The sequence below is a fragment of the Rheinheimera oceanensis genome (assembly GCF_018831085.1).
GTDB lineage: Bacteria > Pseudomonadota > Gammaproteobacteria > Enterobacterales > Alteromonadaceae > Alishewanella > Alishewanella oceanensis.
The window spans coordinates 74,009-100,887 of sequence record NZ_JAGPNM010000003.1 but is presented as its reverse complement, the minus strand read 5'-3'; the positions used below and the strand labels follow the sequence as shown (position 1 = coordinate 100,887).

Here is a 26,879-nt window from a genome sequence, read left to right as displayed (position 1 = left end):
TGGTTATGGCAGGGCCACTTCAAAGGTAAAGGTCACAGATTCACGTACTTTATCTGCCAGAGCGGTAGCAGTATCAGCAGAATACGATGCTTCAATTAAATAGCGTCCGGCGTGTTGTGGCGTAAAACTGAACTGGCCTTTGCTGTCGGTTTCAAATTCAACCCGACCGGCATCGTTACGATACAACTCACCTTCATAAGACAGGGTGCCTTTTACTCCCGCCTGTGGTTTACCATCCATGTTAAACACCAGTTGCAGGTTTTCTTCTGCTACCACATCGGCCGGGTGCGTGTTGCTGCTGATTTCCAGCCCGGCATTTTGTAGTTTCAGCACCGTTTGTGTCGGGCTGTTTACTGTAACATAAGCAAAATTGCGGCTGCGCATTTGCACTGTTTCTACTTTGGTGGCTCCGGCGGGTAACTGTGCTGTACGCTCCTGTTTATTTGCCATTAGCCGTTTGCGCTCACCATTTAGCTCATAGCTGGTGAAATAACGCACCGGGTTAGCCATTTCCAGCCGGTAAGTACCATCGCCGGATAGCTGAACGTCCGCCATAGATTTACGCTTGCCCTGATATACGGTAGTCACATCCTGTGCTTTGCCATCAGGGGCATACAGTTTAAGACTATTTAAACCAATGCCTTTATCCGGTACAAATGTCATATTGGCAGCTGAGGCGTCCACTGCTATCCAGCTGTCCTGCTTAGATAACACGTAGTGGCTGGGTACCAGCCATAATGTATGAGCACTGACACTGGCACTGATACACAGTGCCGACATTACTAATGCTGCTTTTTTTAACATTTCAATATTCCTTAATAGTCTGTTAATTCAGGTATTACTCAGCGCAGTGTTGCGCTGATGTCGCCAAGCTCACCATCGGCGGCTATTTCAATCACGGCACTTGTCGCTGGCAGGGTAAAATCATGCTTAGCCAGGCTACGCCCCCCCTGCTCGCGGGCAGCTTCAACAAAAAGCGTATACTTGCCAGGCGGCAGTGCACTGCCGTCATCATTGTTTCCGTCCCAGTGCAGGGTATAGTTGCCTGGCTTCTGCGTGGCACCGCTTACGGCATCAACCAAGGCGGTATTGCTGCGGCCAATTTTGCGCCAAAAGCGGCGTAAATCCTTTAACCAGTCTGGTTTTTCTACCCACAGTGCAATCAGTTTTACCGGTTGCTGCTGCGCATCTTCAATCCACACGGCAACATAAGGCCGGTGGTATTGACTGGTTTCAATTGCCGGCAATTCCAACTTAATATCACTTTGTGCAGCCTGCGCCGTAGCGTGCCCAAATAAGGCCGCTGCACATACACATAAACAAGCACCGGTTAACTTCATAATGTTCCCTCTGCAGTACGCCAACACCGGCGTTAATGTAACGACAAGATATATGCAAACAAACTGATAAAAATACCCAGCATGGCCAGGCTGTTACCAACACTGCGCCTTGTGGCTTGCTTGAGCATCAGATAAAACCCGGTCAGGGCAAAAATAATGCAGGCAACCGCGGTAAGATCAATTAACAGCAGCCAGCTAAGCCCGGCATTACGGCCTTTATGTAAATCGTTTAACAGTGCCAGATAGCCGTTAAACTCTAGTTCCAGCTCAGCTGTGTTGGCGGCAAAATCTACTACGACAGAGGCATACCCCGCCGGGCGTTTAAAATCCAGTTCCAGCAGGCTATCGTCAGTATCAAACTGATAACTGAATACCGATGCTTTAACCTGATGCTCGCGGCTCAGCCAGTCACGAAATTGCGAAGCAACGGCAGCTTGCTCGCTGTCTGACTGAGGTAAATCGGAATATTGCAAGGCCTCAGGTAATGTCAGCACTTGCTGACGGCTACTTTTACCTGCCGTGCTGTACAGCAGATCAGGGTGGTTAAGGGTTATGCCGGTAATAGCAAAAAACAGCAGTAGTACCAACACCAGCATTGAGCTGTAGCTGTGCAGCAACCGCATAAATTTTGCCAGCACAGGGCCACGACCACGTTCTATCATTACAACACTACCGGTAAAAAAGTTACCGGCATAATACTGATAACAATTCGCATTTGCAACAAAAAAACAAGGCATAAAAAAGGCGCATTTAAGCGCCTTAGTATCAGTAAACCATACAAAACAAAGCTTTAGTAGCGGGCAAGAAACTCGGCGCGGGTACGGCCATCATCTTTAAAGATACCGCCAAGCGCTGTAGTTTGGGTTTTGGAGTTGACATCCATTACGCCACGCGATTTTACGCAGTAGTGCACCGCTTCCATTGTTACCGCCACATTTTGGGTTTGCAACAAGGTTTGCATTGCCACCAGAACCTGTTGGGTTAAGCGTTCCTGCACCTGCGGGCGCTGAGCAAAAAAGCGTACTATACGGTTAATTTTTGATAAACCGATAATGCGTTTTTCCGGAATATAGGCCACCGTAGCATAGCCATCAATCGTAACAAAATGATGCTCGCAGGTGCTGGTAAAGCTGATGTCCTTCACCTTCACCATTTCCTTCACCTGCATTTTGTTTTCAATCAATGCCATTTTCGGGAAGTTAGCATAATTAAGACCGCCAAAAATCTCATCAACATACATTTTGGCAATCCGGTGCGGTGTTTCGCTTAAGCTGTCATCCCGCAAATCCAGGCCCAGCGTGCTGACAACTTCCGCCATCAGGCGACTTATCTTGTCGTACTTCTGATCACGCGACAAACCATTGTCCAGCATCGGAGTTTCAAGCCCCAGTGCTTCTAACGCGCTTCGTACCAATACTGCTTCTTCTGATAACATAACTATATCCAAACCGGCTGTTAGACCAACAATACGTGCAGCCAAGGCCGGTAGTTTAAGAGTAAAGTCATTTTTTTGCCATTTTTATGATCAGCAAAGCCCTGCAGCCGGGAAAACCGCAAGGCTTTCAACAGCAGAACGGCTTACTGCACCAGTGACAGGGCTTCAAGTAACTCGCGCGGTTCTACCTCAGGGCCGTTTAAACTTTCGTCCCAGTTAGTGCCAATTAACACGCCATCATCGTACATTTCTTTTAACCAGCCATCACAGAATACGTCCAGCGGAATGGCTTCTGGCTTGTACACTGCCCACTCTTCTGAGCAATGCGCTGCAGCAGATGCTTCATCTGACCAGAATGGCATTACGTCAGTGTCTTCAAATTCTACCGATTCAACTACCAGCAGATCTTCACCGTCTGCTAATACATAAACCACACCATGGGTCTTGGCTTCTTCAACGAAACGCTGAAAACTGGGATCTTGCGCAAATTGACTCATATTCATTTCCACCCGGGGTAAAGTACCGGTTGCTATTAGACCAGAAAGCACGGCGTAAAAGCGAGTTTTATCTTATCCGCCCTCGCCGCGCCTTTCCCTGCCCGGTGAAAATAACGTACAATTGCCGGCACTATTACCAGCAATGATAAGCAGATAAAACATGGCTCAATATATCTACTCAATGCATCGCGTGTCTAAGGTGGTGCCACCTAAACGCACTATTTTAAAAGACATTTCATTATCTTTCTTCCCCGGTGCCAAAATTGGCGTGCTGGGTTTAAACGGCTCAGGTAAATCTACCCTGTTGCGCATTATGGCAGGTGTCGACAAGGAGTTTGAAGGCGAAGCCCGGCCACTGGCAGGAACTAAAATAGGTTATCTGCCGCAAGAGCCGCAGTTAGACCCAAACAAAACTGTGCGTGAAATAGTTGAAGAGGCCGTCAGCGACGTTAAAAACGCCCTGAGCCGCTTAGATGAAGTTTACGCTGCCTATGCCGATGAAAATGCTGACTTTGATGCCTTAGCCCGCGAGCAAGGCGAACTGGAAGCCCTGATCCAGGCCAAAGAAGGCCATAACCTGGATAATACGCTGGAGCGCGCCGCCGACGCACTGCGCCTGCCACCGTGGGATGCCAGAATTGAGCATTTATCAGGTGGTGAACGCCGCCGCGTCGCTATTTGCCGCTTATTGTTAGAACGGCCAGACATGCTGTTGCTGGACGAGCCAACCAACCACCTGGATGCTGAATCTGTTGCCTGGCTGGAGCGCTTCCTGCACGATTACCCCGGCACTGTAGTAGCCATTACCCACGACCGCTATTTCCTTGATAACGTTGCCGGCTGGATTTTAGAGCTGGACCGTGGCTATGGCATTCCATGGGAAGGTAATTACTCTTCCTGGCTGGAACAAAAAGATGCCCGTCTGCAACAGGAAGAAAAAGCTGAAAATGCCCGCCAGCGCTCAATTAAGCAAGAGCTAGAATGGGTGCGCACGAACCCGAAAGGCCGCCATGCCAAGAGTAAAGCGCGGATGGCACGCTTTGAAGAACTACAAAGCCAGGAATTTCAAAAACGTAACGAAACCAATGAGCTGTTTATTCCACCTGGGCCACGCCTGGGTGATAAAGTGCTGGAAGTTAACCACCTGCGGAAGTCTTTTGGCGATCGTTTATTGATAGACGATTTAAGCTTCAGCATTCCCAAAGGTGCTATCGTTGGTATTATCGGCCCGAACGGTGCCGGTAAATCGACATTGTTTAAAATGATCAGTGGTGCAGAGCAGGCTGACTCCGGCGACATTAGCATTGGCGACACCGTACAACTGGCCAGTGTGGATCAGTTCCGCGACAATATGAACCCGAAAAACACGGTATGGCAGGAGATTTCTAACGGTCAGGATATGCTGCAAATAGGTAGCTTTCAGATCCCCAGCCGGGCTTACGTGGGCCGCTTTAACTTTAAAGGCAACGATCAGCAAAAGTTTATCGGCGAGCTATCGGGTGGTGAGCGTAACCGTGTGCATTTAGCTGCCCTGCTAAAAGCCGGCGGCAATATGTTGTTACTGGATGAACCTACCAACGATTTGGACGTAGAAACACTGCGCGCCCTTGAAAATGCCCTGCTCGACTTCCCGGGCTGCGCTATGGTGATTTCACACGACCGTTGGTTCCTTGACCGCATCGCTACGCATATTCTGGATTACCGTGATGAAGGCAAAGTGAATTTCTTTGAGGGTAACTACTCAGACTATGAAACCTGGTTAAAAGCCACTTATGGTGCTGATGCTTTGGAACCACACCGTATTAAATACAAAAAAATCTGATGTTTGAGATAACGCCCGCTACACAGCGGGCTTTTTATTGCAGCGGGTGGTAACTGGATAACATAACTTTTTGATAAAGCTCTGTCGTAGCCACTTTCTGATGAGCTTGTTTTAACTTTGTCACCAGCCCTGGTGATGTTTGTATATTAGCTGCCAGCCAGGTTTGCTGCGCTAACTCCGGCACTGCATATACAAAACGGATGTATTTCTCCGGCAATTTCAGATTAGCAGCCATATCAGTCAGCGCTACCGGATCATCAATAACTAAATCTACCTTGCCATTAAGTAATAATTGCCACGACTCAGTAATATCAGCAGATAGCACCAATTGTTGCCCCTGGGCAAAACCATTATTTATTAAAAAGTTAGCAGATAAATCATCCCGCTGAACCGCAATAGTAAATGCTTTAGCATCCTGTAGTTTTTCAATTTTAATATCCTTGCGATGGCTTAAAGCAACAAAACCTAACTGATAAGCGGCAACAGTGCCAATCCAGTGAAATTCGTTCTCACGTTCAGCCGTGCGGGCCATATTGTAAATAAGAACATTCGGCTGACTACGGGCAATACGAAATGAGCGGGCCCACGGATATATTTCAATTCTGGCCTCCAGCTTAGCTTCTGCCAGTACAGCCTTTACCAATGCCGTACTAAGCCCGGCTACTTCGCCTTGCTGTATTGTCTGATGTGGCGGGGAGAGCTCAGTTACCACCCGCAAAGGCGCAACGGCCGCTACAGTAAAACTCAGACAATACAGCAAACCCAATAGTAATTTTAACGTAGTCACTTTACCTGCCCGGCTTTTTTACTTTGCAACATAGACTATTGTAGTTCTGCTTTCATAACCAGTGCACGGATAAAAATAAACTAAATTTTAGTCAATTTCGCTAACCTAAGTTGGCAATATCAAACAAAGCAGAAAATCAAAATCGCAAAGACAAAAATAAAATTGTTTAAAATCATAATGATAAATAAATTTTAAATTCTGGCACGCCGTTTGTAATAGGTAAGGGTGTAAATAACACCAACCCGAAACAAAAGGACGAAAAAATATGAAAACGTTAACTGCACTTACTCTGGCAACTGTTATCGCTACCGGCTTTGTAGCGCCTGCACAGGCAAACACTATTACTGACAATTTAACTGAAGTGGTAAGTAATCAACTGGCAGAGCTGGGTAACAATATCAAACAGCAGGCTAAAACTGCATTGGAAAAAACGGCAACAGAATTGTTTTTCCCAAACGGTTCTGAGCAGGCCGCACAACATGTAACACAAACAGCCGGGCAAACATCTGACAGCAAAAAATAAGGGCTGTAGTTATGCCAGCACCAGACAATCCGCTTACGTCAGCAATACGGCGTAAGCGGCATGCTCTTACTGCTCTGACCAAACTGCAAGTTCATTACCATTCGGATCGGCAAAGTGAAACCGGCGCCCACCGGGAAAGGTAAACACAGGTTTAACAATAGTACCGCCGGCAGCTAAGATCTTAGCTTCTGTTTGCTGCAAATCTTTACTGTATAACACGACCAGAGCAGCACCTGCTGCAACACTGGATTGTTTTGCCGCCCGGTAAAAACCTCCGTCCAGACCTGAATTGGCAAACGCTACATAATCTGGGCCATAGTCTGCAAATACCCAGCCAAATACCTGCCCGTAAAACTGCTTTGCTGCCGCTAAATTACTTGCCGGAAGCTCTACATAATTGATTTTTTCATGCCCACTCATTATTTAAGCTCCCAGTTCTACCCATTTATCTACTAATGTAATGCAAGCCACCGGCGCTAACAAGATAGCAGAAACAGAAAAGCCACGCGGGTTGGGAACGCGTGGCTTTTCTGTTGCAGAACAACCTGGTTTATTTACTTCTTACCATAGAACCGGTGTTTAGAGCCCGGCCTATTTGGGCCAGCAAGTGGTTGATACGGCGTATCAGCAAAGCACGGCCAATAGCATTGCTGCGCTTGCCAGTAACATTATGTTTATCTGCTGCAGTATTTAATGTTGTCATGCTTCACCTCTGTGTTTCGCCTTTGCCTGTATGCTGTGCATTATGCCGACTTTTTGCACAATTCACGAACGAGATAAATTGCAGCCAAAGCATTACAAAATCTAATGAATAAGCAAGATAAAGTTCATGGTAAATTCAAAAATCTATCACTAGCCAAAACGACAAAAACCGACATAAAATAATTTATATGCATGTAAAATAGCAAATTATGCGAATAATCTACATCTAAAATCTAAAAGACACTGAAGTAGCAAGGCGTTTACCAGGATAGGCCACGCATAATTTTGGTTAGTTATTCTAATCAAAAAATCTTACCTAAAAGTTGTCAGATGCAAAAATGCAGCTTTTTAGGGTTTCTGGTAGGCTGCGGCTTGGTTATATGATAAATTAGTTGCGAAAGGTTCTCATTTACGTTTTGGAGTTTTGTATGAAAAAAATCTTATCTGCAACATTGGTGGCGGCAGCTTTGTTAAGTTCTGCGCTGGTTCAGGCCGATGAACGGCCAGATCATTATAAAGGTAAACCTGCAGAAACACTGGAACAGGCAGTAGCCAATTTCAGTGAGTATAATCAAAAGCTAAAAACTGTATTGGCAGGAGAGCTGACACCACTGGCGATGGTCGAAATTCACGAACTAACCTACACCATTGAGGTGGCGCTGGAAAAAATTCATGCTGAAACCGGTAAATTAAAAGACGTACTGGAAGAAGTGCATGTTGCTTCTGAGCACATGGATACAGCAACAGCAAAAGATCGTGGTGATGCTTATATTAAAGCAGCACAAACACTGGTGAAGTAATTAAATAGCAAGCCCGGCTGATCCGGGCTTTATGCTTTAAAACGTTTGATTATTTTTTGGTAAGAATTTCTTCAGAATTGGCTGCTGCCCATTCATTCCAGGCATCTACTTTAGCATTAAAGTTTTCTATCGCTTGTGCTGTGGCATCGGCAATTAAACCATCAATTTGCTTAGCATATTTTTTATCAACTTTAGTTACCGGAACTACGTCAATACCGCGCTCCTGCAAGCCTTTTTTCATGGTATGCGTACGTAACAGCTGCAGCTGGCCATTCTCAACGTAAAAGTACTGGCTGTCTTTATTGATCGTTTTAAATTTAGGCTTGGTAGGACGCTTGTCTGCTTTAGACGGGCCATCCTGAGCATCTGTGCTGATTAAATCATTATTTAATTTGTACCCCAGTTGCTCCATCGTAAAGCCCTGAGCTTTAGCAAGCTGCTCTAACTGGGTAATCAATTCAACTTCTACCTGACGTTCTGCTAACACCGCATTCAGAGTTTCAATAACGTCAGTCAGTTTAACCAATGGTAGTTCTTTTGCTGCTTTCTTTAGTTCACGTTTATCTAATAAAATTGACATTGCCATCTCCTTTAATAATTCATCACCAAAGGATAAGCAATTTACCAAATAAAATAAAGATATAAAAAACACTTAAACAACAAAAACAATATCATTCATTCAGCTTCAGTTAAGATTGAAGTAATATTGCCGTATTTTTGTTCCATTAACAGGGTTTGACGCTTTGATTATACATTTAATCTAAGCATATTTCCTACATTAGTACTATCAGGATTAAAGCTGCACGCCGTGACTCCGGTGCAAAGGTGTGGATAAAAGTTAAACACAGCAGCACTTAGCCGGTAAAAATGCTGCTGTACTTGCGATAACCTGGCGGACGAACTGTACCAGCTAACGACGTATAATCTCAGCTGCGGCCATATTTGTCTTCAAACCGTACAATATCATCCTCGCCCAGATAACTGCCGGATTGCACTTCAATCAGCTCTAACGGAATTTTGCCGGGATTTTCCAGTGAATGGATCACACCTACCGGAATATAGGTAGATTCATTTTCAGTGACCAGAAACTCATTGTCGCCATTACGTACTAACGCCGAGCCGCTGACAACTACCCAATGTTCCGCGCGATGATGATGCATTTGTACTGACAGTTTAGCGCCGGGTTTTACTGTAATATGTTTAACCTGATAACGGCTGCCATTATCCACAGAATCATATTTACCCCATGGGCGGAACACTTCGCGGTGTAAATCAACTTCAGTGCGGCCATAACTTTGCAATTTAGCCACCACGTTTTTTACACCCTGAATATGCGCTTTGCTGGCAACCAGAACAGCATCTTTAGTTTCAACAACCACAACGTCATCCAGGCCAATAACGGCTACCAGACGCTCTTCAGCATTAACATAGCTGTTTTTACATTGCTCCAGCAAAACATCGCCACGACAGGCATTCCCCTGCTCATCTTTAGCCATTACCTCCCACAATGCATCCCAACTACCAACATCACTCCAGCCGGCATCCAGCGCGACCATAGCGGTATTGGCTGATTTTTCCATCACAGCATAGTCTATCGAGTCAGACGGGCTGGCAGAAAATGCCGCTTTATCCAGCCGGATAAAATCCAGATCTCTGGCGGCATTTGCCAATGCCTGCGTAGCGGCACTGATAATAGCCGGAGCAAATTGCTTTAATGCATCAAGTAAGCTGCTGGCTTTAAACAAAAACATACCACTGTTCCAGAAGTACTCGCCTGAATCGACAAATTGCTGTGCCGTCGCCAAGTCCGGTTTTTCACAGAATTTGGCCACGGCAGCCACTTCGGCCGGTAAGCTGCTATCAGCAATATCGGCACGGCGGATATAACCATAGCCGGTATGTGCACTGGTGGGTACTATACCAAAGGTTACCAGCTTGCCGAGCTTTGCGGCCGGTGCCGCCAGCTCCACCGCGCGGTGAAATGCAGGAATATCCTTAATAGCATGGTCAGCGGCCAGCACCAGCAACAACGGGTCGTCGCCATCTGCCATAGCCTGCATAGCCGCAACCGCTATTGCCGGTGCCGTATTGCGCCCCACAGGCTCCAGCATAATTGTTGGCTGGCCGGCGCTCAGTTCACGCAGTTGTTCTGCTACCATAAAGCGATGATCCTCGTTACAGATCACCATTGGCGGTTGTAAACCTGCCAGACCTTTTAACCGCAAAATAGTATTTTGCAGCATGCTTTTGTCATTCAGCAGCGGCAGAAATTGTTTTGGCTTTTTTGCCCGTGATAAGGGCCACAACCTTGTGCCTGAGCCACCTGACAGTATTACGGGGATCATTTTTGCTTCCTTTTGTTGAACTTAGCGTTATAAAACAACCTTTGCCACAGTATAGCGATATTGCTTTGGTTTCGTCAGCCGCTGGCATTAACTTAATCTGCGTGGTAAGTTTCCGTACAATACCGTTTAATTTCAGCTGGTCGGTGCTCTAAAAGCAGGTAAGATCGGCTATCTTGTCGCGATTTTTCTGATCAGGGTAGGGTTATGCCAGATTTTAAACAGCTGTTTGTCAACAATAGAAATTGGGCAGACCGGATTGAAAAAGAACAACCGGGGTTTTTTCAGCAGTTATCCGAGCAACAGGCGCCGGAATATCTGTGGATAGGTTGCTCTGACAGCCGCGTACCAGCCAATGAAATTGTAGGCCTGTTGCCAGGCGAATTATTTGTACACCGTAATGTCGCAAATTTGGTGCTGCATTCTGATATGAATTGTTTATCAGTTCTGCAGTATGCTATTGATATTCTTAAAGTAAAACATATTTTAGTAGTGGGACATTATGGCTGTGGTGGCGTTAAAGCTGCGATGACCAAGCAGCGGGTTGGCTTTGTCGATAACTGGCTGCGTAATGTTAAAGATGTTTACTCTATGCACCGTGATGAGCTGGAGCAAGTTGCCGACGACAGTGAACGGTTAAACCGGCTGATAGAGCTAAACGTGATGGAACAGGTACGTAACCTGTGCCACACCAGCTTTGTGCAGGAAGCCTGGGAGCGTGGCCAGCCATTAACCATTCATGGCTGGGTATACAGCTTGCGTAACGGCCGGGTAAAAGATTTACGTGTCAGCCATTCCTGCGCGGATAAAATTGACGATATTTATACGCTGGATCTGGCCGACTGCCATATCAGCGAAAAATAACTATTTAAAAATAATTTGCTGCTGCGCCACCGGCTGATAGGTGGCGCTGTGGCCATCCACCCAGTTGCCATTTTGCAAATAGCTGGATTTCACTTCCATTTTGCCATCCGGCATAATACGGCTGAAAGACTTTACTTCAGTAATACCATTTTGGTTATTTTCTACTTGTTCCACAGCGATAATCTGTCCTATCTGAGCATCAAACTGCATAGTGCCATGGGTATAAAAACCCGCGGTGGTGAAATAGTAATATGCCAGACTTTGCTTTGATTCATCCCAGAAAATAAATGACTCACCACCATACTGGCCGTCATTAACCGAATGCACCGTTTTTATAGCCTGACCATTTAACGCGCGGCTCCACAGCGAGCGATCAATTACCTTAGTATCGGCTCCTGGCTGGCTTAAATCGCCTTGCCAATATTGGTTTAGGTATGGCCTTAACGGTTCAAGCTTTGGATGAAGCGTAGCCTGTTCAGCCGCACATAATGCAGAAACACCACATAGTAACAGCATACTTAAAAAGATACGGCTCATATTGTATTACTCAGAAATGACTGTCAGCCAAGTATCAGAGAAAACCGCTGTAATGTAAAACCTGCGGCTACAAAATGACGGTTTTATTACCATGCACAAACACCCTGTCTTCTACCACCAGTTGCAACGCTTTGCTTAAGGCGGCTTTTTCTACATCACGCCCGGCTCTGGCCATATCCTCAGCACTGAAGTTATGATCCACCGGTGCAACCATTTGTTGAATAATAGGCCCCTCATCCAGGTGGTCATTTACAAAGTGCGCTGTAGCGCCAATAATTTTCACCCCGCGCTCAAATGCCTGCTGGTAAGGGTTAGCGCCAATAAACGCCGGTAAAAAGCTGTGATGGATATTAATAATTTTTTCCGGAAACTGAGCTACAAAAGCCGGCGTTAAAATACGCATAAATTTAGCCAGTACCAGATATTCAGGCTGGTAAGGTTTTATTACCTCCAGCAAGGCTGCTTCATGCTCGGTGCGGCTTAAACCTTTGTGACAAACATAATGGTAAGGTAAATCAAAACGGGCTGCTAATTGCTCCAGCCCGGGATAATTTCCTACTACGGCGGCAATATCCAACGCCAGCGAGCCATCAAATACCTTAATTAAAATGTCGCCAAGGCAATGCGCTTCTTTGGTTACCAGCACTACCACCCGTTTCGCCCGCTGGCTGACCAGGCTACGCTCAGACCCCGGCGGTAAGGCTCTGTCTAAATCAAACAACAAGGTGGCGTCGTTAAATACGCCTTCGAGTTCTGTGCGCATATAAAACCGGCCGCTTACCGGGTCAACATACTCGGTATTGCGGATGATATTCAGCTGATGTTTGTAGCAAATATTGGTGATCTGCGCGATAAGACCTTTAGAGTCGGGGCATTCCGTTAATAAAATTTTGCGTTCCATATCTCACATCTGTTGTTTTTTAATCCAGCTGTTGTTTTACCGCATCTTGGCCTGCAGCGTCAAAGACATTTAGACGTCCTGCTTAACTTGTTGTTTCGACAAAAAACCGCATAATACCCGCAGTCGGGTTTGATCAGTATAGCTTTGGAGTCTATGGCGTCTTATCAGTTTAATGTGGTGGGTTATATTCAATCACCCTACAAGCAAAAATTTGCTATTCCGCGCCAGCCCGGCCTGATCCCTGAAGCTACCGGCTATCTGGTGCTGGAAAGCGATTACAGCGATGAGGCCATTTTGCGCGGTATAGACAGCTTCAGCCACTTGTGGCTACTGTTTGTATTTCACGAAACAGCAGATAAAGGCTGGTCGCCGATGGTGCGCCCCCCCCGCCTGGGAGGTAATGCCCGCAAAGGCGTATTTGCTACCCGTGCGACTTTCAGGCCTAATCCGATAGGGTTATCGGTAGTAAAGCTGGAAGGCGTTGAGCGCAAAAACGGTAAACTGATGCTGAAACTAAGTGGCATAGACCTGCTTGATGGCACCCCGGTGGTGGATATTAAACCCTATTTGCCATACTCAGACGCATTACCTGACGCCGCAGGAGGTTTTGCCGATGCAGCACCGCAAACAGCTATGACCGTCAGTTTTAGCGAAGCCGCCAGCGCATTTTGCCAAAAGCAAACCCAATACCCTGATTTACAAATATTTATCGATAAAGTGTTAAAGCAAGACCCCAGGCCGTCTTATAAAAAACAACGCGACGGTGAACAACATTATGGTATGACACTGTATAACTACAATATTAAATGGACCGTGAACGGAGAACATAACCATGTTACTGAAATCCATCAGCTACCTGAGTAGTGTGGCAGCTGCAGCAACCTGTGTTGCCGTATCCGCAACCACCCTGCCCGACTTACCCGAGCCGGTAAGCAATAACGCCGTTGCCAGTACTACTGTGCGGGGTAAAACCTATATTGCCAGCTTTATGGGTCTGGGCCCGGGCAAACAACACAACGATATGCATAACAAAGTTTGGATGCATACTGTCGGAGAGTTCGGCTGGCAAAGTTTGCCTGCAGTACCAAGCACACAAAAGTTAAGTGGCCGGGTTGCAGCCAGTGCAGTGGCACTTAATAACAACTTTTTCGTTTTTGGTGGTTTTACTGCAAATGCTGATGGCAGTGAACAAACCGCCAATGACAGCTACCGGCTGGATCCGGTTACCCGCCGTTACACCAAATTAAATGACATCCCGGTACCGGTAGGCGATGCCGTAGCGTTAACCTATCAAAACCGCTATATCTATCTGGTTAGCGGCTGGAGTGACCATGGCAATGTAAATCTGGTGCAGGTTTTTGATAACTTTACCCAGCGCTGGTCGCAGGCTACGCCCTTTCCCGGCAAGCCTGTGTTTGGTTTAGCCGGTGCCATGGCCGGTAATCAAATGCTGATCTGCGATGGGGTGGCACTTGAGTATTATGCTGATAAAAAACGCGAGTACAAAAGTGAGCCAGCCTGCTATTTAGGCACTGTGGGTAGCAATGCTAACCAGATTGACTGGCGCCTTATTGATCATCCTACCGGCACAGCAAGGTATCGCATGGCTGGCATTAATACCAGGGTAGACGGCAAAGATATGCTGGTATTTATTGGCGGCAGTACTAACCCCTATAGTTATAATGGCATTGGCTATAATGGCGCAGCCTCAGAGCCGGACAATAAAGTGTGGCTATTTTCACCCGCAGAAAAACGCTGGCTTAAAGCCGCTGACACCACTGCAGTAATGGATTTAAGAAGTCTGGTAGAGATAGATGGCGAGATTTATTCAGTAGGTGGCATGACAAGCGGCCAGCAAGTTAGCAGCAAACTGATTAAACACCCGATAAAACTCCAATAGAATTGCCCCTGCCGCCTTGCTAGAATGGCGGCAATTTTTTAGCACCAATACGGAATTACGATGCGCAGCAGTCAGTACTTACTATCCACCATCAAAGAAACACCAGCCGATGCTGAAGTGATCAGCCACAAGTTAATGTTGCGCGCCGGCATGATCCGCCGTGTTGCCTCAGGCATGTACACCTACTTACCTACCGGCGTGCGGGTGCTGCGTAAGGTAGAGCAGATCGTCCGCGAAGAAATGAATAAGGCCGGCGCCATTGAAGTATTAATGCCAATGGTGCAACCGGCTGAGTTATGGCAGGAATCTGGCCGCTGGGATAAAATGGACGCTGAGCTACTGCGTTTTAAAGACCGTCACACCCGTGATTTTGTGCTGGGGCCAACGCATGAAGAAGTGATAACAGATCTGGTTCGCCGCGAAATTACCAGCTACAAGCAGCTACCTTTGAACCTGTATCAAATTCAGACCAAATTCCGTGACGAGCGCCGCCCACGTTTTGGCGTGATGCGCGCGCGTGAATTTCTGATGAAAGATGCTTACTCCTTTCATTTAAGCCAGGACAGCCTGCAACAAACCTACAATGCCATGTATCAGGCATATTGTAATATTTTCACCCGTTTAGGGTTAGACTTCCGCCCGGTACTGGCCGACACAGGGGCTATCGGCGGCAGTATGTCGCATGAGTTTCATGTGCTGGCAGCATCCGGAGAAGACGCTATCGCCTTTTCAGATGAAAGCGATTATGCCGCTAATATAGAAATGGCCGAAGCCGTAGCACCACAAGGGGAACGTGCAGCAGCCACGCAGCAATTAGCCGAAGTAGCCACCCCTAATGCAAAAACTGTGGCCGATGTCGCTGCCTTGTTACAGCAGGATATGGCGCGGGTAAGCAAAACCCTGATTGTTTACGCTGCTAAAACCGATGATAAAGCGCCGCAAACACTGGTGGCCCTGGTACTGCGGGGCGATCACGAGCTAAACGAAATTAAAGCTGAAAAGCTACCGCAAGTGCAAAGCCCACTGGTATTTGCCAGCGAGGAAGAAATCCGTGCGGCTATTGGCGCTGGCCCTGGCTCACTGGGCCCGGTTGCGATGCCCATTCCGGTTATTGTTGATCGCAGCGCCGCACATCTTAGCGATTTTATCTGTGGCGCCAACAAAGATGGTTATCACTTAACCGGCGTTAACTGGGACCGTGATATTAAAGATTACAGCGTGGCAGATTTACGCAATATCGTTGAAGGTGATGCCAGCCCGTGCGGTAAAGGCAAACTGGTGGTTAAACGTGGTATTGAAGTCGGCCATATTTTCCAGTTAGGCGAGCGCTACTCACAAGCGTTAAAAGCCGGTGTACTGAACGAAGAAGGCAAACACCAGATCATGACTATGGGCTGTTATGGTGTGGGTGTGTCACGTATTATCGCTGCCGCTATTGAGCAGAACAACGATGAATACGGCATTATCTGGCCTGATGCAATAGCGCCGTTTCAAATTGCCTTAATACCAATGAATATGCACAAATCAGTGCGCATTGAAGAAGCCACAGTGCGTTTGTATAACGAGCTGACAGCGGCGGGCTTTGAAGTGCTGTTCGACGACCGTAAAGAGCGCCCGGGCGTAATGTTTGCCGATATGGAGCTGATGGGTATTCCACACAGCATCGTTATTGGTGAGCGTAACCTCGACAACCAGCAGGTGGAATACAAAAACCGCCGTAGCGGTGAGAAAGAAATGCTCGATATCCCGGCCGTGGTTGCTGCCATGCAACAGAAACTGGCAAAATAACTTCCACTTTATATGCAAAAAAGGCAGCGGGTTCGCTGCCTTTTTCATATCTGCCGTTAGCTTAAAACAACAGGTTTTTACCAAAAAATATGGTGGATACCGTATTAACAAAAATCACCGCCAGAATTAGCGGAATAAAGGTACCCAGCGAAAAATTAACGTATTTTTGCAATACCGAACCGGCAAAAGTACTGTTACCCTGGCTGATCTCCGCGTCCAGATTATGCTTCTTCCAGCGGTAAATGACGAACAGGCATAACAGGAAACCATTAAGCGGCAGTATGGTTTCGTAGAAGATGTCATATACCAGTGCAAAAAACGATTTATTTACGCCACCGTAGCTTAACAGGTTGCTAAACAGCTCTACCCGGCCAAACGACAGCGCTGAAATCACTGACAGTACAATCATAGCGCCGCCCAGAGTATACAAAGCAGCACGGCGGCTGACACCTTTACTATCCATTAAGCTGCATACCGGTACTTCAATAATAGATACCAAAGATGTTAGCGCCGCAAAAAACACCAGTAGAAAGAAAAAGCTGGCAATAAAAGACGCCCCGAAATAACCAATATCAGCCTGCAACGCCAGAAAGATTTTTGGCAGAAACATAAAAATCATGCCAATACTGGACTCGGATAATTCGCTTAACTGAATATCCGGGTTAAACGAAAATACCGCAGGCAAAATCAGTAAACCGGAACAGCAGGCCACCAGTACCGACAGGCCGGCTACCATTTTACCGGCCTGTACAATATTGTTGTTTTTCTGAATATAAGAGCCATAGGTAATTAAAATACCCATAGCCAGCGACAGTGAAAAAAATGCCTGCGCCAGCGCGCCGTTTAGTACCTTACCGGTGAGCTTATCAAAGTCCGGGATAAGGAAAAATTTCACTCCCAACATAGCGTTATCCAGAGTAAACACATAAATCACCAGCGCTATCAGCATAATAAACAGCATTGGCATTAATACCCGGGCAGCCTTCTCAATACCTTGCTTTACCCCACCTTGCAAAATAGCAAAAGTCAGGCCAATCACAACCGCCATATAGATAAACAGCTCGTTGCTATTAATAAACACATCAAAACTATCTGGCCCGGCAAGCTCGTTTAACTGCCCCATCACCGATTTAGCCAGATAACCAAAAATCCATACCGTGATCACCAGATAAAACACACCAATCATAAAAGGCGTAATAACTGACATCCAGCCAACTGTGCGCCATGCACGGTTTTGGCCGATTTCAGTGTAGGCACCCAACGGGTTTTGCCGGGTATGGCGGCCTAAGCTCATCTCGGCCAGCATTACCGGCAAACAGATAAAGAATACAAAAACGGCATACATAATTAAAAAGGCGGCACCGCCATTTTTACTGGCCATTACCGGAAAGGCGACCAGATTACCGATACCTACTGCTGAACCGGCTGCTGCCAGTACAAAGCCCAGGCTGGAACTGAATTGTTCACGTTTCATTGCTACGCGGACTCCCTGAATTTTTCTTATTAGAATGCCGGGGTTTTGCCCGGTTATTGTTATAGCGCTCTGCATGCTAACAGGCTGCTGCGGCAAATCCTAGTGCTGCACTGCTCCGATGCGTTTAATGTCGTTGGAACAACGTTCAGGATCTGCTAAGGTGCGCCAGTTAAAATCAGTGCTGCAGAAGGACTTACCCATGTTTTATATGATTTACTCTGAAGATGTTACAGGCAGCTTAGATAAGCGCCTGGCTACCCGCCCGGCACACCTGGCCCGTTTAGAGCAACTAAAAGCTGAAGGCCGCCTGCTATTGGCCGGGCCTTTGCCTGCCATCGACAGCCTGGATCCGGGCAGCGCAGGCTTTAGTGGCTCATTGGTCGTTGCCGAATTTACTTCATTAATTGAAGCACAGCACTGGGCAGATGCCGATCCGTATCTGGCCGCAGGCGTTTACGCCCGCTCAACGGTAAAACCGTTTAAAAAAGTATTGCCGTAAGGCCCGACAAATCAGGAGACAAGCATGAGTCATATTTTACTCACCGGCGGTGCTGGCTATATTGGCAGCCATACCGCACTGGAACTGCTGAATGCGGGCTACAAAGTGCTGAGTTTTGACAACTTTAGCAATAGCTCAGACGCAGCTTTACAACGGGTTGAGCAGCTTAGCGGTAAAAGTATTGTTAGTATTAACGGCGATATCCGTGACGAGCAGGCACTGCGCCAGCTGTTTACTGACTACAGTATCAGCGCGGTTATCCACTTTGCCGGGCTAAAAGCGGTGGGTGAATCTACCCAGATACCACTGCACTACTACGACAACAATGTTGCCGGTACCGTAACCCTGTGCCGGGTAATGCGGGAGTTTAATGTAAAAAAACTGGTGTTTAGCTCATCTGCTACCGTATACGGCGATGCTAAGCAAGTGCCTATCCCGGAAACTGCCCCGCGCTCAGCCACTAACCCTTATGGCCAGAGCAAATTGATGATCGAACATATTCTGGAAGATTTAGTACGCGCCGAACCCGACTGGGGTATTACCCTGCTACGTTACTTTAACCCTGTAGGGGCGCACGACAGCGGCCGTATCGGTGAAGACCCTAACGGTATTCCTAATAACCTGATGCCGTTTATCTCCCAGGTCGCCGTTGGTAAGCGCGACAAACTCAGCGTATTTGGCAACGATTATGCCACCCATGACGGTACCGGCGTGCGCGATTATATCCATGTAGTTGACTTAGCCCGCGGCCATGTGAAGGCCCTGCAGTATCTGGAACAGCACAATGGTATTGAAGCGATAAATCTTGGTACCGGCACCGGTTACAGTGTATTGGATATGGTAAAAGCCTTTAGCCAGGTAAACAACATTGCTGTGCCCTACCAGATAGCACCACGCCGCGCCGGTGATATCGCAGTATGCTACGCCGAGCCAACGAAAGCCAAGATGCTGCTGGGCTGGCAGGCCGAAAAAACACTGGATGACATGGTTGGTGACAGCTGGCGCTGGCAATCGGCTAACCCCAATGGCTATAAAGGCTAGCTAATTAACCCAAGCTCCAGTGCCAGCAATACAGCCCGGGTGCGATCCCGCACGCCTAGTTTGGCAAGAATAGCTGAGCACTGGTTTTTTACAGTACCTTCCGATTTATACAGCGCGGCGGCAATTTCTTTATTACTGTAGCCTGCCGCCATTAATTGCAAAATCTCTAACTCTTTATCACTTAGCGGCTCCAGTTGCACAGGCATAGCAAAGCTGGCTTTATTGCTGCGCACACTGCCCAGCAAACGTTCAGTGATATTCGGTGCAAACCAGCTACCGCCAGCCGCTAAAGTAGCAATGGCCTGCACTAAAGTGTCCAACGATACATCTTTTAGTAAAAAGCCACGGGCGCCCAGTGCAATACTCTTTAGTACCAGTTCATGTTCATCAAAAGTGGTAAGAATTAACACCGGGATGTTGATATCAGCCTGCTGCAATGCTGCCAGCGTTTGCACGCCATTCATCACCGGCATTGATAAATCGAGCAAAATTACATCTGGTTGCAATTGCATACAGGCATTTACTACGCCAGAGCCATCTACGCACTCGCCCACAACCGCTACTTTTCCCGATAAGGCTAACAGGCTGGCGATACCATCGCGGATTAATTTCTGATCATCTACCAGCAACACTTTATGCATTTTCATTCTCGATGTAAGGCAGCGTTACAGTAAGCAGAATGGCCTGTTGTTGTTTATCCAGTTGCAAGTGCCCACCACACTCAGCCAGCCGCTCCTGCATACCTTTAATACCATTGCCCGGCTGCCAGTTTGGCGCCAAACTGCCGTTATCATAAATTACAATAAGTAGCTGCTGCTGTTTTACACTGGCCGAAAGATGCAGCTGGCTGGCACCGCTGTGCTTCAGGCTATTGCTTATCGCTTCCTGCACTATGCACAGCAAATGCTGCGCCTGATGTAAATCATTAAGCATAATGTCAGGTGGGATCTGTAGCTTTACTTCAAGCCGCTCAGGCAGCAGCACCAATAACGGCGTTATCGCATCCAGCAAGGTTACACCAGCATACTGACGCATGGTACTTACGGCTTCTCTTACATCTGATAGCAGTAGTTTTGCCAGTTGATAGCATTTATCTATCTGCATTTTGGCTTCACCTTCGCTGATATGGCTGGCAACCTGCAGCTGAATGGTTAGCGCAGTTAAATGATGCCCTACCACATCGTGCAAATTACGGGCAATGCGGGTTCGTTCACTCTGACGTGACGCACCTTGCAGCAATTGCTGGGTTGCCAGCAGTTGCTGATGCTTTTGCTCCAGTTCATCTTTAGCAGCTTCGGCATCGCGGCTGGCACTTTGCACCAACACGGCAAAGACATGAAAGCTGCCATACAGCAATGCAGTAATCCAGGTACTGCTGCCACTTTGCCATGCCACCAGGCTGTACCAGCCGGCAACTACCACTATTATCAGCAGCACTGCACGGCTGGTACGCATAATAAAAGGCAGCATTGCGGCCCAGATAATAGTCAGAATGGATAAAAACTCAAAATAGCGGTTGGGTAAAAGCCACAGCAAGCCAAATGCTACCGCCAACTGCAGCAGTAATAAAGCTTTGCCATAGCGCTCCCGCAGTGCATAAGTGCCATGCTCACGCGTCAGCAACCAGAACAGGCCACCGTAAGCGACAAAAAGCGCATGCACCAGCCACTGGTTTTGGCCGGGTGCAGTTTTTTGCAACAGATAACAGCTGACGCTATACACCAGAGCCCAGGTTAATAAACCGGCCAGAGTGGCAAAATCAAATTTTGGTTTCATCAGCGCATTATGCGTGGCAGCAAAATAACTGCAATAGGCCAAAAGTCATATTAAAAAGTCCTGACTTTTGGCACCTGTACCAGAGGAAGTACAACGCTATGCTGCAGCAATTAACCAAGGAGGATAACTATGTCGCTTATTCATTCCACTTTGTTATATGTGCATATTGCGCTGGGAGCAGTTGCATTGCTGCTGTACTGGCTACCGGTTATTGCCCGTAAAGGCAGTAAGCTGCATATTAACATCGGCAAAGTGTTTTATTATCTTATGCTGGTTGTTTCCGGCTCGGGCATTGTAATGAGTCTGATAGGGTTATACGACCCTGTTGGTATGTACACCGCTGGCAAACAAATGACCGCAGCGCAAATTGAGCACATGCTGGTATGGCGTGTACCGTTTTCGCAGTTTTTACTGCTGCTAAGCTTACTTACCTGGGTTACAGTGCGCCACGCTATTGGTGTGCTACAGGCCAAACACGATCGCAGTATGCTACGCCGCTGGGTTTATCAAGGCCCCGTATTGGTATTGTTTCCGACAGCATTATTTGTGGCTTATCAGGGTATAACTGTGGGTATGCCACTGCTGATTATCTTCGCTGTAGTCAGCCTGGTTACTGCCAGCAGCATCAGCTTTTATGTTTACAAAAAAGAGATAAAGCCACGCGCCTGGATTATTGAGCATTTCAGCGCCATGGTTGGCAGCGGTATTGCGGTTTACACCGCATTTTTTGCTGCGGGTGGTCGCCGTATATTGTCACAATGGCTACCCGAACAATGGCAACTGGTTAGCTGGCTGGCAGCACCGGTTATTGGCGTAAGTGCCATGATTCTGCTTACCGGTTACTACAAACGCAAATATAAGGTGCTGCCCAACAAGGCTTTACAACAGCGTTGAGGCTGGCTTAATGTGCTGTATCGCCCAACAGCAAATAGCGCAAGATATGACATTACAAAACGCTGCATTACAAAATAAAGTAATCTGGATCACCGGTGCCTCCGGAGGTATTGGCGAGGCGCTGGCTCGTGAGCTGGCCGCTGATGGTGCCCGCCTGATCCTAAGCGCCCGCAGAGAAGCAGAGCTAAAGCGGGTACGCGCCAGCTTAGCTAATAGCACACAACACTTATTATTACCTTTAGATATCACTGACAGTGCGGCAGTTACCAGTGCTATTGGTAATATACAGCAGCAAATTGTCGGCCTGGACTGGTTAATTAATAATGCCGGTATAAGCCAGCGGGCGCTGATTGTTGATACTACAGCAGACACTGATCGCAAATTATTTAACGTCGATTATTTTGCTCAGATTAATTTAACCCGTCAGGCACTACCACTGTTACTGGCCGATGGAGGCGGTAAAGTTGTATTTATTTCCTCTGTTGCAGGTTTAGTGGGTACCCAATATCGCGGCAGTTATTCTGCCGCCAAAGCGGCACTGCATTTATGGGCAAACAGCCTGCGTGCTGAACTGTTTGAGCAAGGCTTAACTGTGGCGACCATTTTCCCCGGTTTTGTTAAAACCGATGTATCACGTAATGCACTAACCGGCGACGGCAGTACGCTGGGTACCATGGATGACGCCCAGGCCAATGCCATGAGCGCAGAAGCTTTTGCCGCAAAAGCAGTAAAAGCGCTGCTAAAAGGTAAAAACTATATTGTGATCGGCGGCTTAAAAGAACGCTTAGGCGCCCTGGTGTCACGCCTATCGCCTGAGCTACTGTATAAAATGGTGCGAAAAAGTAAAGTGCGATAACCAGCAAGGTGAGCAGAATATCGATATCAGACACTATCCAGCCTTGTTTTAGTAAGTGCCTTCAAGTGCAACCAGTGTAAAACTAAATTCATATAATTAACGAACATTTCTCGGTGAAACAAACACTCCTCCCTGCTATGACTTTTTATTGCTCACAATAAGCATCCATGCTTTAATACTTTTAATTTACATTAAATACACAAAGCCAAGAGGGAATGATGGCAATTACCAGCGGAAACGGAGCTGAAACGCTCATACTGTCTACAAATGAAAAAGAATCAGTACAACAACTAATTGAGCAGCTCAGCAAAGACAATTCACATCTGACCGAAGTTTTCTTTAATGATTTTGCTAAAAATCAAGCACCTGTATGGCAGCGATACAGTAACGGTATATACAACCATCCCAAAACATGGTGGATTGGAATTATCCAAGTTCTGATGATCACCGGCTCTTTAGGTACAAAACGAAAGACTGAAGCTATGTTGCGGCAAAATGCTTTAGCTCAAATTTTGCACGAGCTTTTGAGGTCAGAGAATATTGAACGAACACAACAAAATATACTAGAAGTCGTACGTTTTAATCTTAAATACCGAAAAAGTGATATTGCAGGCCGCTTTCACGGCGGCATGTTTACTAACTACGCGACTATGCTGGGCAGGTTGGGTAAAAACATTCCCTCTGCCCAAAAATGGTCTGCGAGAATAACTAACCTAACAATTGCAAGCTTTGGGGCGGCTATTCAGGCAATAGCGTCGGGTTATAACTCACCAGACGCTATTATGAACGCAATCCTTACAGGAAACACAGAGCGCATACCGAATGCCTTTCGCGCCATACCTCATACATCTAAAACGACAGCTGAAGAAGATGGTATATCGTCCGCATTATTAGCAGAAATACAAGCGGTGCAGATTGCGAACAGTATTGAATCAACCCCGGTTCCAATCAACGAATTTTGCCGCAGACCAGAAAATATTAAGTTGAAAGGTTTGTGCCGCTAAGGAATAAAACTATGCAAGATAGGAAACAAGGCTTCTTCAACTCGTTAAGAGCTTCAATAGCGGAATTATTGGATGAATTACTGGCCTTTATCAGCTTTATTATCGCTATATTCGCGGGACTATATTTTACCTCCTGGTGGATCTTCTTCGTGGCACTCCTGGTGGGATTTGGCCTTGCAAGACTTTGCAGCAAGCTACTGCTAAAAAATGAAGATAAAACACACCCAAGTTAAGTCTGGCGGGTAAAATCCTCATGGCCTTCACCAAAAAAATATTAGATAAATCAATATATTGAACAAAAAATAAGGGAAGTACATTAATGAAAGTGTTGCAATGCCCCGCCTGTGGACACAGAGTCAATATAAAGCAAGCTGCAGCAACAAAGAAAGTGAACGGTATTTTTATGCTGCAATGTGCTAACTGCCAACAGTGGAGCCATGAAAACCAGAAAGCTGCAGCGCTCAAAAACCTTGGCTTATTCATGCTGCTTGTTGGTTCAGTGATGGGGTATTTTCAGCTTGGCGGCATTGTCACAGGCCCAATGCTTGCCTTTATTGGAGGCTTAATTGCCGTGGCAACCCAGCATGCTATTCCAAGAACACTACACACACCCTAGATAGCAGAATATGCACTAAAACACAAAGGCGCGTTACGCGCCTTTGTTGTATATGATCAATTAACCTCTGCCTTCGCGGCTGGGCTTTTTACCGGTGGGCTGGCGTTGTGGCTTGCCCTTCGGAGTTGCCGGGCCTCTGCGCCCTGCTGGTTTATTATCATCTGGTTTTGTCGGCCGGGCTTCGCCTGTTTTGCGCTCTTTTGGCGCACGCACTGGCGTTTTAGCGGCGATATCGTGTTTACGCACGGCGCGCTTCATGCTGGCCATACGGCGGCGACGCTCGTCGCGGTCTTCCGGTTTAACCAGAGTTGCAACTTCCGGCGCCAAGCTAACTAACTTACGCAGGTAGTTTACGTCTTCCAGCGGATACTCGGCATAACCACCTGCAGGTAAGTGTTTTGGCAGCAGTAAATCGCCATAGCGCACGCGAATAAGGCGGCTGACTACCGCCCCCTGTGATTCCCACATCCGGCGCACTTCACGGTTACGGCCTTCTGTAAGCACTACATGGAACCAGCGGTTAATGCCTTCACCTGGCAGGGCTTTAATTTTCTTAAAGTTGGCTTTGCCGTCTTCCAGCTCAACGCCGGTGCGCAAGCGCTGGATCATCGCGTCATTTATCTCACCAAACACCCTTACGGCGTATTCACGTTCAACTTCAAATTTTGGGTGCATCAGGCGGTTAGCCAGCTCACCATCGGTAGTAAACAGCAATAAACCTGAGGTGTTAATATCAAGGCGGCCAATGGCTATCCAGCGCGCGCCTTTAATATTCGGCAAGCGGGAAAATACCGTAGGGCGCCCTTCAGGATCGGTGCGCGAACAAATTTCGCCTTCCGGCTTGTGGTACGCCAGCACGCGGCAAATTTGCTGCTCTTCGCTGGCAATTTGTACCGGGTGACCGTCTACCCGTACCTGTTGGGTTGGGCTGATGCGATCACCTAAGGTTGCGGGTTTACCATCTACTGTTACACGGCCGCCACTGATCCAGTCTTCCATTTCACGGCGCGAGCCTAATCCGGCACGGGCCAATACTTTTTGTAGCTTCTCGCTGGCTGCTTTTTCACTCATTAGTGCAATTCTCCTGTCGTCACGACGGTGTCAGCCAGATCCATGCTAATAGCCTGAAATTCCGGCAAGGGGGGTAACTGGTTTAAATGTTTTAAACCAAAGTAATCTAAAAACTCTTTTGTAGTGGCGTATAAGCCCGGCCGGCCCGGTACTTCTTTGTGGCCGACCACCTTAACCCAGTTACGATCCAGTAAGGTGCGCATAATCTGGCTGCTTACCGACACGCCGCGGATATCTTCAATCTCGCCACGGGTTATCGGTTGGCGGTAGGCAATCAATGCCAGAGTTTCCAGCACGGCGCGCGAATAACGTGGCGAGCGCTCCGGCCACAGCCTGGCTAAATAGTCACTTAGCTCCGGTTTGGTAATAAAACGGTAGCCCGATGCGGTTTCCGCCAGCGTAACACCCCGCCCTGCATAATCCTGCATTAGCCGGGTTAAGGTTTCGCTCAGGCGTTTTTTACTGACATTAAAACCATCCAGCACTGTGCTTTGTAAATCATCACTGCTTAGTGGCTTATCAGCGGCAAAAATGGCGGCTTCCACCAGTTGCATCAGTTGCACATCGTTAATTTTATCCGCCATTATGCCTCACCCGCTTTAAGTTTGACATGAATTTGGCCATAAGCTTCTACCTGAATAATGTCTATCAGCTTTTCTTTGGTCAGCTCCAGTATGGCTAAAAAGGTCACCACCACGCCTTCACGGCCTTCTGTTACGTCAAAACAGCCGGAAAACGCCAGATAGCCGTTATGTTGGCCAAGTAAACCCAGAATACGGCTCATCCTCTCGCGGGTAGACAAATGCTCGCGTTTAATATGATGGTGCTGAAAATCTTTTGCCCGCTTTGCAATGTCTTTGAGTGCCAGCGTCAGCTCAGCTAAATCAACATCAGGCAAAATCAGCAATGGCGCAAAGTTATCGGCTAACACCGCAGTGGCGTTAAAGTGATCACGCTCATCGCGCGGCAGGCTGTCAAGCTCTGTGGCGGCCTGTTTAAATACTTCGTATTCCTGCAAGCGGCGGATAAGCTCGGCGCGTGGGTCGGCTTCTTCGTCTTCCACTTCGCTGTGCCGCGGCAACAATAAGCGCGATTTAATCTCGGCCAGCATCGCTGCCATCACTAAATATTCTGCCGCCAGTTCAAAATTCAGCCCCTGCATCAGATCGATATATTCCATATATTGCAGAGTAATTTCATTTACCGGCAAATCGACAATATCAAACTTATGCTTGCGGATTAAATACAACAGAAAATCCAGCGGGCCTTCAAAAGCATCGAGCAAGATTTCCAGTGCATCCGGTGGAATATATAAGTCTTCCGGCCGGTGCAGCACCGCCTCACCGCGCACAAAGGCCAGTGGCAACGGTTGCTGTATGGTTAAGCTGTCACTGAGAATGTCGCTCAAGG

32 protein-coding genes are annotated in these 26,879 nt (G+C 47.3%); 14 read left to right on the top strand and 18 right to left on the bottom strand.

Annotation, left to right across the window (positions count from 1 at the left end):
• Nucleotides 1–3 precede the first annotated feature (3 nt).
• The 5 genes from J3B89_RS08585 to J3B89_RS08565 all read right to left on the bottom strand — a co-directional run bounded on the left by J3B89_RS08585 (nucleotide 4) and on the right by J3B89_RS08565 (nucleotide 3,272).
• On the bottom strand, nucleotides 4–804 hold the full coding sequence (locus J3B89_RS08585; RefSeq protein WP_215397132.1) for a DUF4198 domain-containing protein: 801 nt from the start codon (nucleotides 802–804) through the stop codon (nucleotides 4–6).
• A 38-nt stretch (nucleotides 805–842) separates the two neighbouring features.
• A complete protein-coding gene (locus tag J3B89_RS08580; protein WP_215397131.1) occupies nucleotides 843–1,340 on the bottom strand; it encodes a DUF2271 domain-containing protein in 498 nt (165 codons plus the stop codon).
• 32 nt (nucleotides 1,341–1,372) lie between these two features.
• Nucleotides 1,373–2,002 (bottom strand): PepSY-associated TM helix domain-containing protein, encoded by a 630-nt coding sequence (locus J3B89_RS08575; RefSeq protein WP_215397130.1) that lies wholly within the window; start codon nucleotides 2,000–2,002, stop codon nucleotides 1,373–1,375.
• A gap of 128 nt (nucleotides 2,003–2,130) precedes the next feature.
• The gene (folE, locus tag J3B89_RS08570; protein WP_215397129.1) at nucleotides 2,131–2,775 is read right to left on the bottom strand and encodes a GTP cyclohydrolase I FolE; all 645 of its coding nucleotides are present in this window, start codon (nucleotides 2,773–2,775) and stop codon (nucleotides 2,131–2,133) included.
• Between the two features lie 143 nt (nucleotides 2,776–2,918).
• On the bottom strand, nucleotides 2,919–3,272 hold the full coding sequence (locus J3B89_RS08565) for a DUF2750 domain-containing protein (protein ID WP_215397128.1): 354 nt from the start codon (nucleotides 3,270–3,272) through the stop codon (nucleotides 2,919–2,921).
• Nucleotides 3,273–3,432: 160 nt separating this feature from the next.
• Between J3B89_RS08565 and ettA the strand changes: the two genes are divergently transcribed.
• Nucleotides 3,433–5,094: an energy-dependent translational throttle protein EttA gene (ettA, locus tag J3B89_RS08560; protein WP_215397127.1), complete on the top strand. Its 1,662-nt coding sequence runs from the start codon at nucleotides 3,433–3,435 to the stop codon at nucleotides 5,092–5,094.
• Nucleotides 5,095–5,128: 34 nt separating this feature from the next.
• On the opposite strand, the gene J3B89_RS08555 is transcribed toward ettA, so the two are convergent.
• On the bottom strand, nucleotides 5,129–5,881 hold the full coding sequence (locus tag J3B89_RS08555; protein WP_349814206.1) for a substrate-binding periplasmic protein: 753 nt from the start codon (nucleotides 5,879–5,881) through the stop codon (nucleotides 5,129–5,131).
• Nucleotides 5,882–6,146: 265 nt separating this feature from the next.
• Here J3B89_RS08555 and J3B89_RS08550 point away from each other — a divergent pair, with 265 nt between their 5' ends.
• Complete coding sequence (locus J3B89_RS08550; RefSeq protein WP_215397126.1) at nucleotides 6,147–6,404, top strand: hypothetical protein; 258 nt, start codon at nucleotides 6,147–6,149, stop codon at nucleotides 6,402–6,404.
• Nucleotides 6,405–6,470: 66 nt separating this feature from the next.
• Here the strand turns inward: J3B89_RS08550 and J3B89_RS08545 are convergent, their stop codons facing one another.
• Nucleotides 6,471–6,824, bottom strand: a complete 354-nt coding sequence (locus J3B89_RS08545) for a VOC family protein (RefSeq protein WP_215397125.1) — start codon at nucleotides 6,822–6,824, stop codon at nucleotides 6,471–6,473.
• 130 nt (nucleotides 6,825–6,954) lie between these two features.
• Complete coding sequence (locus J3B89_RS08540) at nucleotides 6,955–7,107, bottom strand: hypothetical protein (protein WP_215397124.1); 153 nt, start codon at nucleotides 7,105–7,107, stop codon at nucleotides 6,955–6,957.
• A 427-nt stretch (nucleotides 7,108–7,534) separates the two neighbouring features.
• Between J3B89_RS08540 and J3B89_RS08535 the strand changes: the two genes are divergently transcribed.
• Nucleotides 7,535–7,906: a DUF6746 family protein gene (locus tag J3B89_RS08535; protein WP_215397123.1), complete on the top strand. Its 372-nt coding sequence runs from the start codon at nucleotides 7,535–7,537 to the stop codon at nucleotides 7,904–7,906.
• A gap of 49 nt (nucleotides 7,907–7,955) precedes the next feature.
• On the opposite strand, the gene J3B89_RS08530 is transcribed toward J3B89_RS08535, so the two are convergent.
• Nucleotides 7,956–8,486, bottom strand: coding sequence for an H-NS family histone-like protein (locus tag J3B89_RS08530; protein ID WP_215397122.1), 531 nt, complete (start codon nucleotides 8,484–8,486; stop codon nucleotides 7,956–7,958).
• Between the two features lie 346 nt (nucleotides 8,487–8,832).
• The gene (locus J3B89_RS08525) at nucleotides 8,833–10,251 is read right to left on the bottom strand and encodes a mannose-1-phosphate guanylyltransferase/mannose-6-phosphate isomerase (RefSeq protein WP_215397121.1); all 1,419 of its coding nucleotides are present in this window, start codon (nucleotides 10,249–10,251) and stop codon (nucleotides 8,833–8,835) included.
• 204 nt (nucleotides 10,252–10,455) lie between these two features.
• On the opposite strand from J3B89_RS08525, the gene can reads away from it, so the two are divergent.
• Nucleotides 10,456–11,112: a carbonate dehydratase gene (gene can / locus J3B89_RS08520; protein WP_215397120.1), complete on the top strand. Its 657-nt coding sequence runs from the start codon at nucleotides 10,456–10,458 to the stop codon at nucleotides 11,110–11,112.
• Here can and J3B89_RS08515 read toward each other — a convergent pair whose 3' ends face one another.
• Nucleotides 11,113–11,649 carry a hypothetical protein gene (locus J3B89_RS08515; protein WP_215397119.1) on the bottom strand — a complete coding sequence of 179 codons (537 nt, stop codon included), beginning with the start codon at nucleotides 11,647–11,649 and terminating at the stop codon, nucleotides 11,113–11,115.
• A gap of 67 nt (nucleotides 11,650–11,716) precedes the next feature.
• Nucleotides 11,717–12,550 carry a formyltetrahydrofolate deformylase gene (gene purU, locus J3B89_RS08510; RefSeq protein WP_215397118.1) on the bottom strand — a complete coding sequence of 278 codons (834 nt, stop codon included), beginning with the start codon at nucleotides 12,548–12,550 and terminating at the stop codon, nucleotides 11,717–11,719.
• A gap of 129 nt (nucleotides 12,551–12,679) precedes the next feature.
• On the opposite strand from purU, the gene tsaA reads away from it, so the two are divergent.
• Genes tsaA through J3B89_RS08495 form a run of 3 tightly spaced genes read left to right on the top strand, consistent with a single transcriptional unit; the run spans nucleotide 12,680 to nucleotide 16,238 of the window.
• A complete protein-coding gene (gene tsaA, locus J3B89_RS08505; RefSeq protein WP_349814205.1) occupies nucleotides 12,680–13,414 on the top strand; it encodes a tRNA (N6-threonylcarbamoyladenosine(37)-N6)-methyltransferase TrmO in 735 nt (244 codons plus the stop codon).
• Complete coding sequence (locus J3B89_RS08500) at nucleotides 13,383–14,450, top strand: Kelch repeat-containing protein (RefSeq protein ID WP_215397117.1); 1,068 nt, start codon at nucleotides 13,383–13,385, stop codon at nucleotides 14,448–14,450. The genes tsaA and J3B89_RS08500 overlap by 32 nt, the downstream gene beginning before the upstream one ends.
• 60 nt (nucleotides 14,451–14,510) lie before the next feature.
• Entirely contained in the window at nucleotides 14,511–16,238 is a 1,728-nt protein-coding gene (locus tag J3B89_RS08495) for a proline--tRNA ligase (RefSeq protein ID WP_215397116.1), read from the top strand.
• A 61-nt stretch (nucleotides 16,239–16,299) separates the two neighbouring features.
• Here the strand turns inward: J3B89_RS08495 and J3B89_RS08490 are convergent, their stop codons facing one another.
• A complete protein-coding gene (locus tag J3B89_RS08490; RefSeq protein WP_215397115.1) occupies nucleotides 16,300–17,712 on the bottom strand; it encodes a sodium-dependent transporter in 1,413 nt (470 codons plus the stop codon).
• Between the two features lie 199 nt (nucleotides 17,713–17,911).
• Between J3B89_RS08490 and J3B89_RS08485 the strand changes: the two genes are divergently transcribed.
• The gene (locus tag J3B89_RS08485; RefSeq protein ID WP_215397114.1) at nucleotides 17,912–18,211 is read left to right on the top strand and encodes a YciI family protein; all 300 of its coding nucleotides are present in this window, start codon (nucleotides 17,912–17,914) and stop codon (nucleotides 18,209–18,211) included.
• Nucleotides 18,212–18,235: 24 nt separating this feature from the next.
• Nucleotides 18,236–19,252 (top strand): UDP-glucose 4-epimerase GalE, encoded by a 1,017-nt coding sequence (gene galE, locus J3B89_RS08480; protein WP_215397113.1) that lies wholly within the window; start codon nucleotides 18,236–18,238, stop codon nucleotides 19,250–19,252.
• Here the strand turns inward: galE and J3B89_RS08475 are convergent.
• Both J3B89_RS08475 and J3B89_RS08470 read right to left on the bottom strand, forming a co-directional pair.
• Nucleotides 19,249–19,893: a response regulator gene (locus J3B89_RS08475; protein WP_215397112.1), complete on the bottom strand. Its 645-nt coding sequence runs from the start codon at nucleotides 19,891–19,893 to the stop codon at nucleotides 19,249–19,251. The genes galE and J3B89_RS08475 overlap by 4 nt on opposite strands.
• Nucleotides 19,886–21,028 carry a sensor histidine kinase gene (locus J3B89_RS08470; protein ID WP_215397111.1) on the bottom strand — a complete coding sequence of 381 codons (1,143 nt, stop codon included), beginning with the start codon at nucleotides 21,026–21,028 and terminating at the stop codon, nucleotides 19,886–19,888. Before J3B89_RS08470 ends, J3B89_RS08475 begins: the two co-directional genes overlap by 8 nt.
• A gap of 129 nt (nucleotides 21,029–21,157) precedes the next feature.
• Here J3B89_RS08470 and J3B89_RS08465 point away from each other — a divergent pair, with 129 nt between their 5' ends.
• From J3B89_RS08465 to J3B89_RS08445, 5 genes are all read left to right on the top strand, one after another.
• The gene (locus J3B89_RS08465; protein WP_215397110.1) at nucleotides 21,158–21,922 is read left to right on the top strand and encodes a hypothetical protein; all 765 of its coding nucleotides are present in this window, start codon (nucleotides 21,158–21,160) and stop codon (nucleotides 21,920–21,922) included.
• Between the two features lie 10 nt (nucleotides 21,923–21,932).
• The gene (locus tag J3B89_RS08460; RefSeq protein WP_251372316.1) at nucleotides 21,933–22,778 is read left to right on the top strand and encodes an SDR family NAD(P)-dependent oxidoreductase; all 846 of its coding nucleotides are present in this window, start codon (nucleotides 21,933–21,935) and stop codon (nucleotides 22,776–22,778) included.
• Nucleotides 22,779–22,993: 215 nt separating this feature from the next.
• On the top strand, nucleotides 22,994–23,782 hold the full coding sequence (locus J3B89_RS08455; RefSeq protein WP_215768299.1) for a hypothetical protein: 789 nt from the start codon (nucleotides 22,994–22,996) through the stop codon (nucleotides 23,780–23,782).
• Nucleotides 23,783–23,793: 11 nt separating this feature from the next.
• Entirely contained in the window at nucleotides 23,794–24,015 is a 222-nt protein-coding gene (locus tag J3B89_RS08450) for a hypothetical protein (RefSeq protein ID WP_215397108.1), read from the top strand.
• Between the two features lie 155 nt (nucleotides 24,016–24,170).
• Nucleotides 24,171–24,398 carry a hypothetical protein gene (locus J3B89_RS08445; RefSeq protein WP_215397107.1) on the top strand — a complete coding sequence of 76 codons (228 nt, stop codon included), beginning with the start codon at nucleotides 24,171–24,173 and terminating at the stop codon, nucleotides 24,396–24,398.
• A 60-nt stretch (nucleotides 24,399–24,458) separates the two neighbouring features.
• Here J3B89_RS08445 and rluB read toward each other — a convergent pair whose 3' ends face one another.
• From rluB to J3B89_RS08430, 3 genes are read right to left on the bottom strand one after another with little or no spacing between them, the layout of a single operon-like run.
• Nucleotides 24,459–25,469 (bottom strand): 23S rRNA pseudouridine(2605) synthase RluB, encoded by a 1,011-nt coding sequence (rluB, locus tag J3B89_RS08440; protein ID WP_215397106.1) that lies wholly within the window; start codon nucleotides 25,467–25,469, stop codon nucleotides 24,459–24,461.
• The gene (scpB, locus tag J3B89_RS08435) at nucleotides 25,469–26,053 is read right to left on the bottom strand and encodes an SMC-Scp complex subunit ScpB (protein ID WP_215397105.1); all 585 of its coding nucleotides are present in this window, start codon (nucleotides 26,051–26,053) and stop codon (nucleotides 25,469–25,471) included. The genes rluB and scpB overlap by 1 nt, the downstream gene beginning before the upstream one ends.
• Nucleotides 26,053–26,877 (bottom strand): segregation and condensation protein A, encoded by an 825-nt coding sequence (locus J3B89_RS08430; RefSeq protein ID WP_215397104.1) that lies wholly within the window; start codon nucleotides 26,875–26,877, stop codon nucleotides 26,053–26,055. Before J3B89_RS08430 ends, scpB begins: the two co-directional genes overlap by 1 nt.
• Nucleotides 26,878–26,879 lie beyond the last annotated feature (2 nt).

Bases quoted from the DNA above. Each gene is read 5' to 3' on its own strand.
- ettA (WP_215397127.1), top strand. From the start codon at position 3,433: ATGGCTCAATATATCTACTCAATGCATCGCGTGTCTAAGGTGGTGCCA.
- J3B89_RS08495 (WP_215397116.1), top strand. From the start codon at position 14,511: ATGCGCAGCAGTCAGTACTTACTATCCACCATCAAAGAAACACCAGCC.
- J3B89_RS08485 (WP_215397114.1), top strand. From the start codon at position 17,912: ATGTTTTATATGATTTACTCTGAAGATGTTACAGGCAGCTTAGATAAG.
- J3B89_RS08530 (WP_215397122.1), bottom strand. From the start codon at position 8,486: ATGTCAATTTTATTAGATAAACGTGAACTAAAGAAAGCAGCAAAAGAA.
- J3B89_RS08550 (WP_215397126.1), top strand. From the start codon at position 6,147: ATGAAAACGTTAACTGCACTTACTCTGGCAACTGTTATCGCTACCGGC.
- J3B89_RS08580 (WP_215397131.1), bottom strand. From the start codon at position 1,340: ATGAAGTTAACCGGTGCTTGTTTATGTGTATGTGCAGCGGCCTTATTT.
- scpB (WP_215397105.1), bottom strand. From the start codon at position 26,053: ATGGCGGATAAAATTAACGATGTGCAACTGATGCAACTGGTGGAAGCC.
- J3B89_RS08565 (WP_215397128.1), bottom strand. From the start codon at position 3,272: ATGAGTCAATTTGCGCAAGATCCCAGTTTTCAGCGTTTCGTTGAAGAA.
- J3B89_RS08535 (WP_215397123.1), top strand. From the start codon at position 7,535: ATGAAAAAAATCTTATCTGCAACATTGGTGGCGGCAGCTTTGTTAAGT.
- J3B89_RS08545 (WP_215397125.1), bottom strand. From the start codon at position 6,824: ATGAGTGGGCATGAAAAAATCAATTATGTAGAGCTTCCGGCAAGTAAT.
- J3B89_RS08585 (WP_215397132.1), bottom strand. From the start codon at position 804: ATGTTAAAAAAAGCAGCATTAGTAATGTCGGCACTGTGTATCAGTGCC.
- folE (WP_215397129.1), bottom strand. From the start codon at position 2,775: ATGTTATCAGAAGAAGCAGTATTGGTACGAAGCGCGTTAGAAGCACTG.
- J3B89_RS08540 (WP_215397124.1), bottom strand. From the start codon at position 7,107: ATGACAACATTAAATACTGCAGCAGATAAACATAATGTTACTGGCAAG.
- can (WP_215397120.1), top strand. From the start codon at position 10,456: ATGCCAGATTTTAAACAGCTGTTTGTCAACAATAGAAATTGGGCAGAC.
- J3B89_RS08490 (WP_215397115.1), bottom strand. From the start codon at position 17,712: ATGAAACGTGAACAATTCAGTTCCAGCCTGGGCTTTGTACTGGCAGCA.
- J3B89_RS08450 (WP_215397108.1), top strand. From the start codon at position 23,794: ATGCAAGATAGGAAACAAGGCTTCTTCAACTCGTTAAGAGCTTCAATA.
- J3B89_RS08460 (WP_251372316.1), top strand. From the start codon at position 21,933: ATGTGCTGTATCGCCCAACAGCAAATAGCGCAAGATATGACATTACAA.
- rluB (WP_215397106.1), bottom strand. From the start codon at position 25,469: ATGAGTGAAAAAGCAGCCAGCGAGAAGCTACAAAAAGTATTGGCCCGT.
- J3B89_RS08515 (WP_215397119.1), bottom strand. From the start codon at position 11,649: ATGAGCCGTATCTTTTTAAGTATGCTGTTACTATGTGGTGTTTCTGCA.
- J3B89_RS08455 (WP_215768299.1), top strand. From the start codon at position 22,994: ATGATGGCAATTACCAGCGGAAACGGAGCTGAAACGCTCATACTGTCT.
- J3B89_RS08575 (WP_215397130.1), bottom strand. From the start codon at position 2,002: ATGATAGAACGTGGTCGTGGCCCTGTGCTGGCAAAATTTATGCGGTTG.
- purU (WP_215397118.1), bottom strand. From the start codon at position 12,550: ATGGAACGCAAAATTTTATTAACGGAATGCCCCGACTCTAAAGGTCTT.
- J3B89_RS08525 (WP_215397121.1), bottom strand. From the start codon at position 10,251: ATGATCCCCGTAATACTGTCAGGTGGCTCAGGCACAAGGTTGTGGCCC.
- J3B89_RS08500 (WP_215397117.1), top strand. From the start codon at position 13,383: ATGTTACTGAAATCCATCAGCTACCTGAGTAGTGTGGCAGCTGCAGCA.
- J3B89_RS08470 (WP_215397111.1), bottom strand. From the start codon at position 21,028: ATGAAACCAAAATTTGATTTTGCCACTCTGGCCGGTTTATTAACCTGG.
- J3B89_RS08475 (WP_215397112.1), bottom strand. From the start codon at position 19,893: ATGCATAAAGTGTTGCTGGTAGATGATCAGAAATTAATCCGCGATGGT.
- J3B89_RS08465 (WP_215397110.1), top strand. From the start codon at position 21,158: ATGTCGCTTATTCATTCCACTTTGTTATATGTGCATATTGCGCTGGGA.
- galE (WP_215397113.1), top strand. From the start codon at position 18,236: ATGAGTCATATTTTACTCACCGGCGGTGCTGGCTATATTGGCAGCCAT.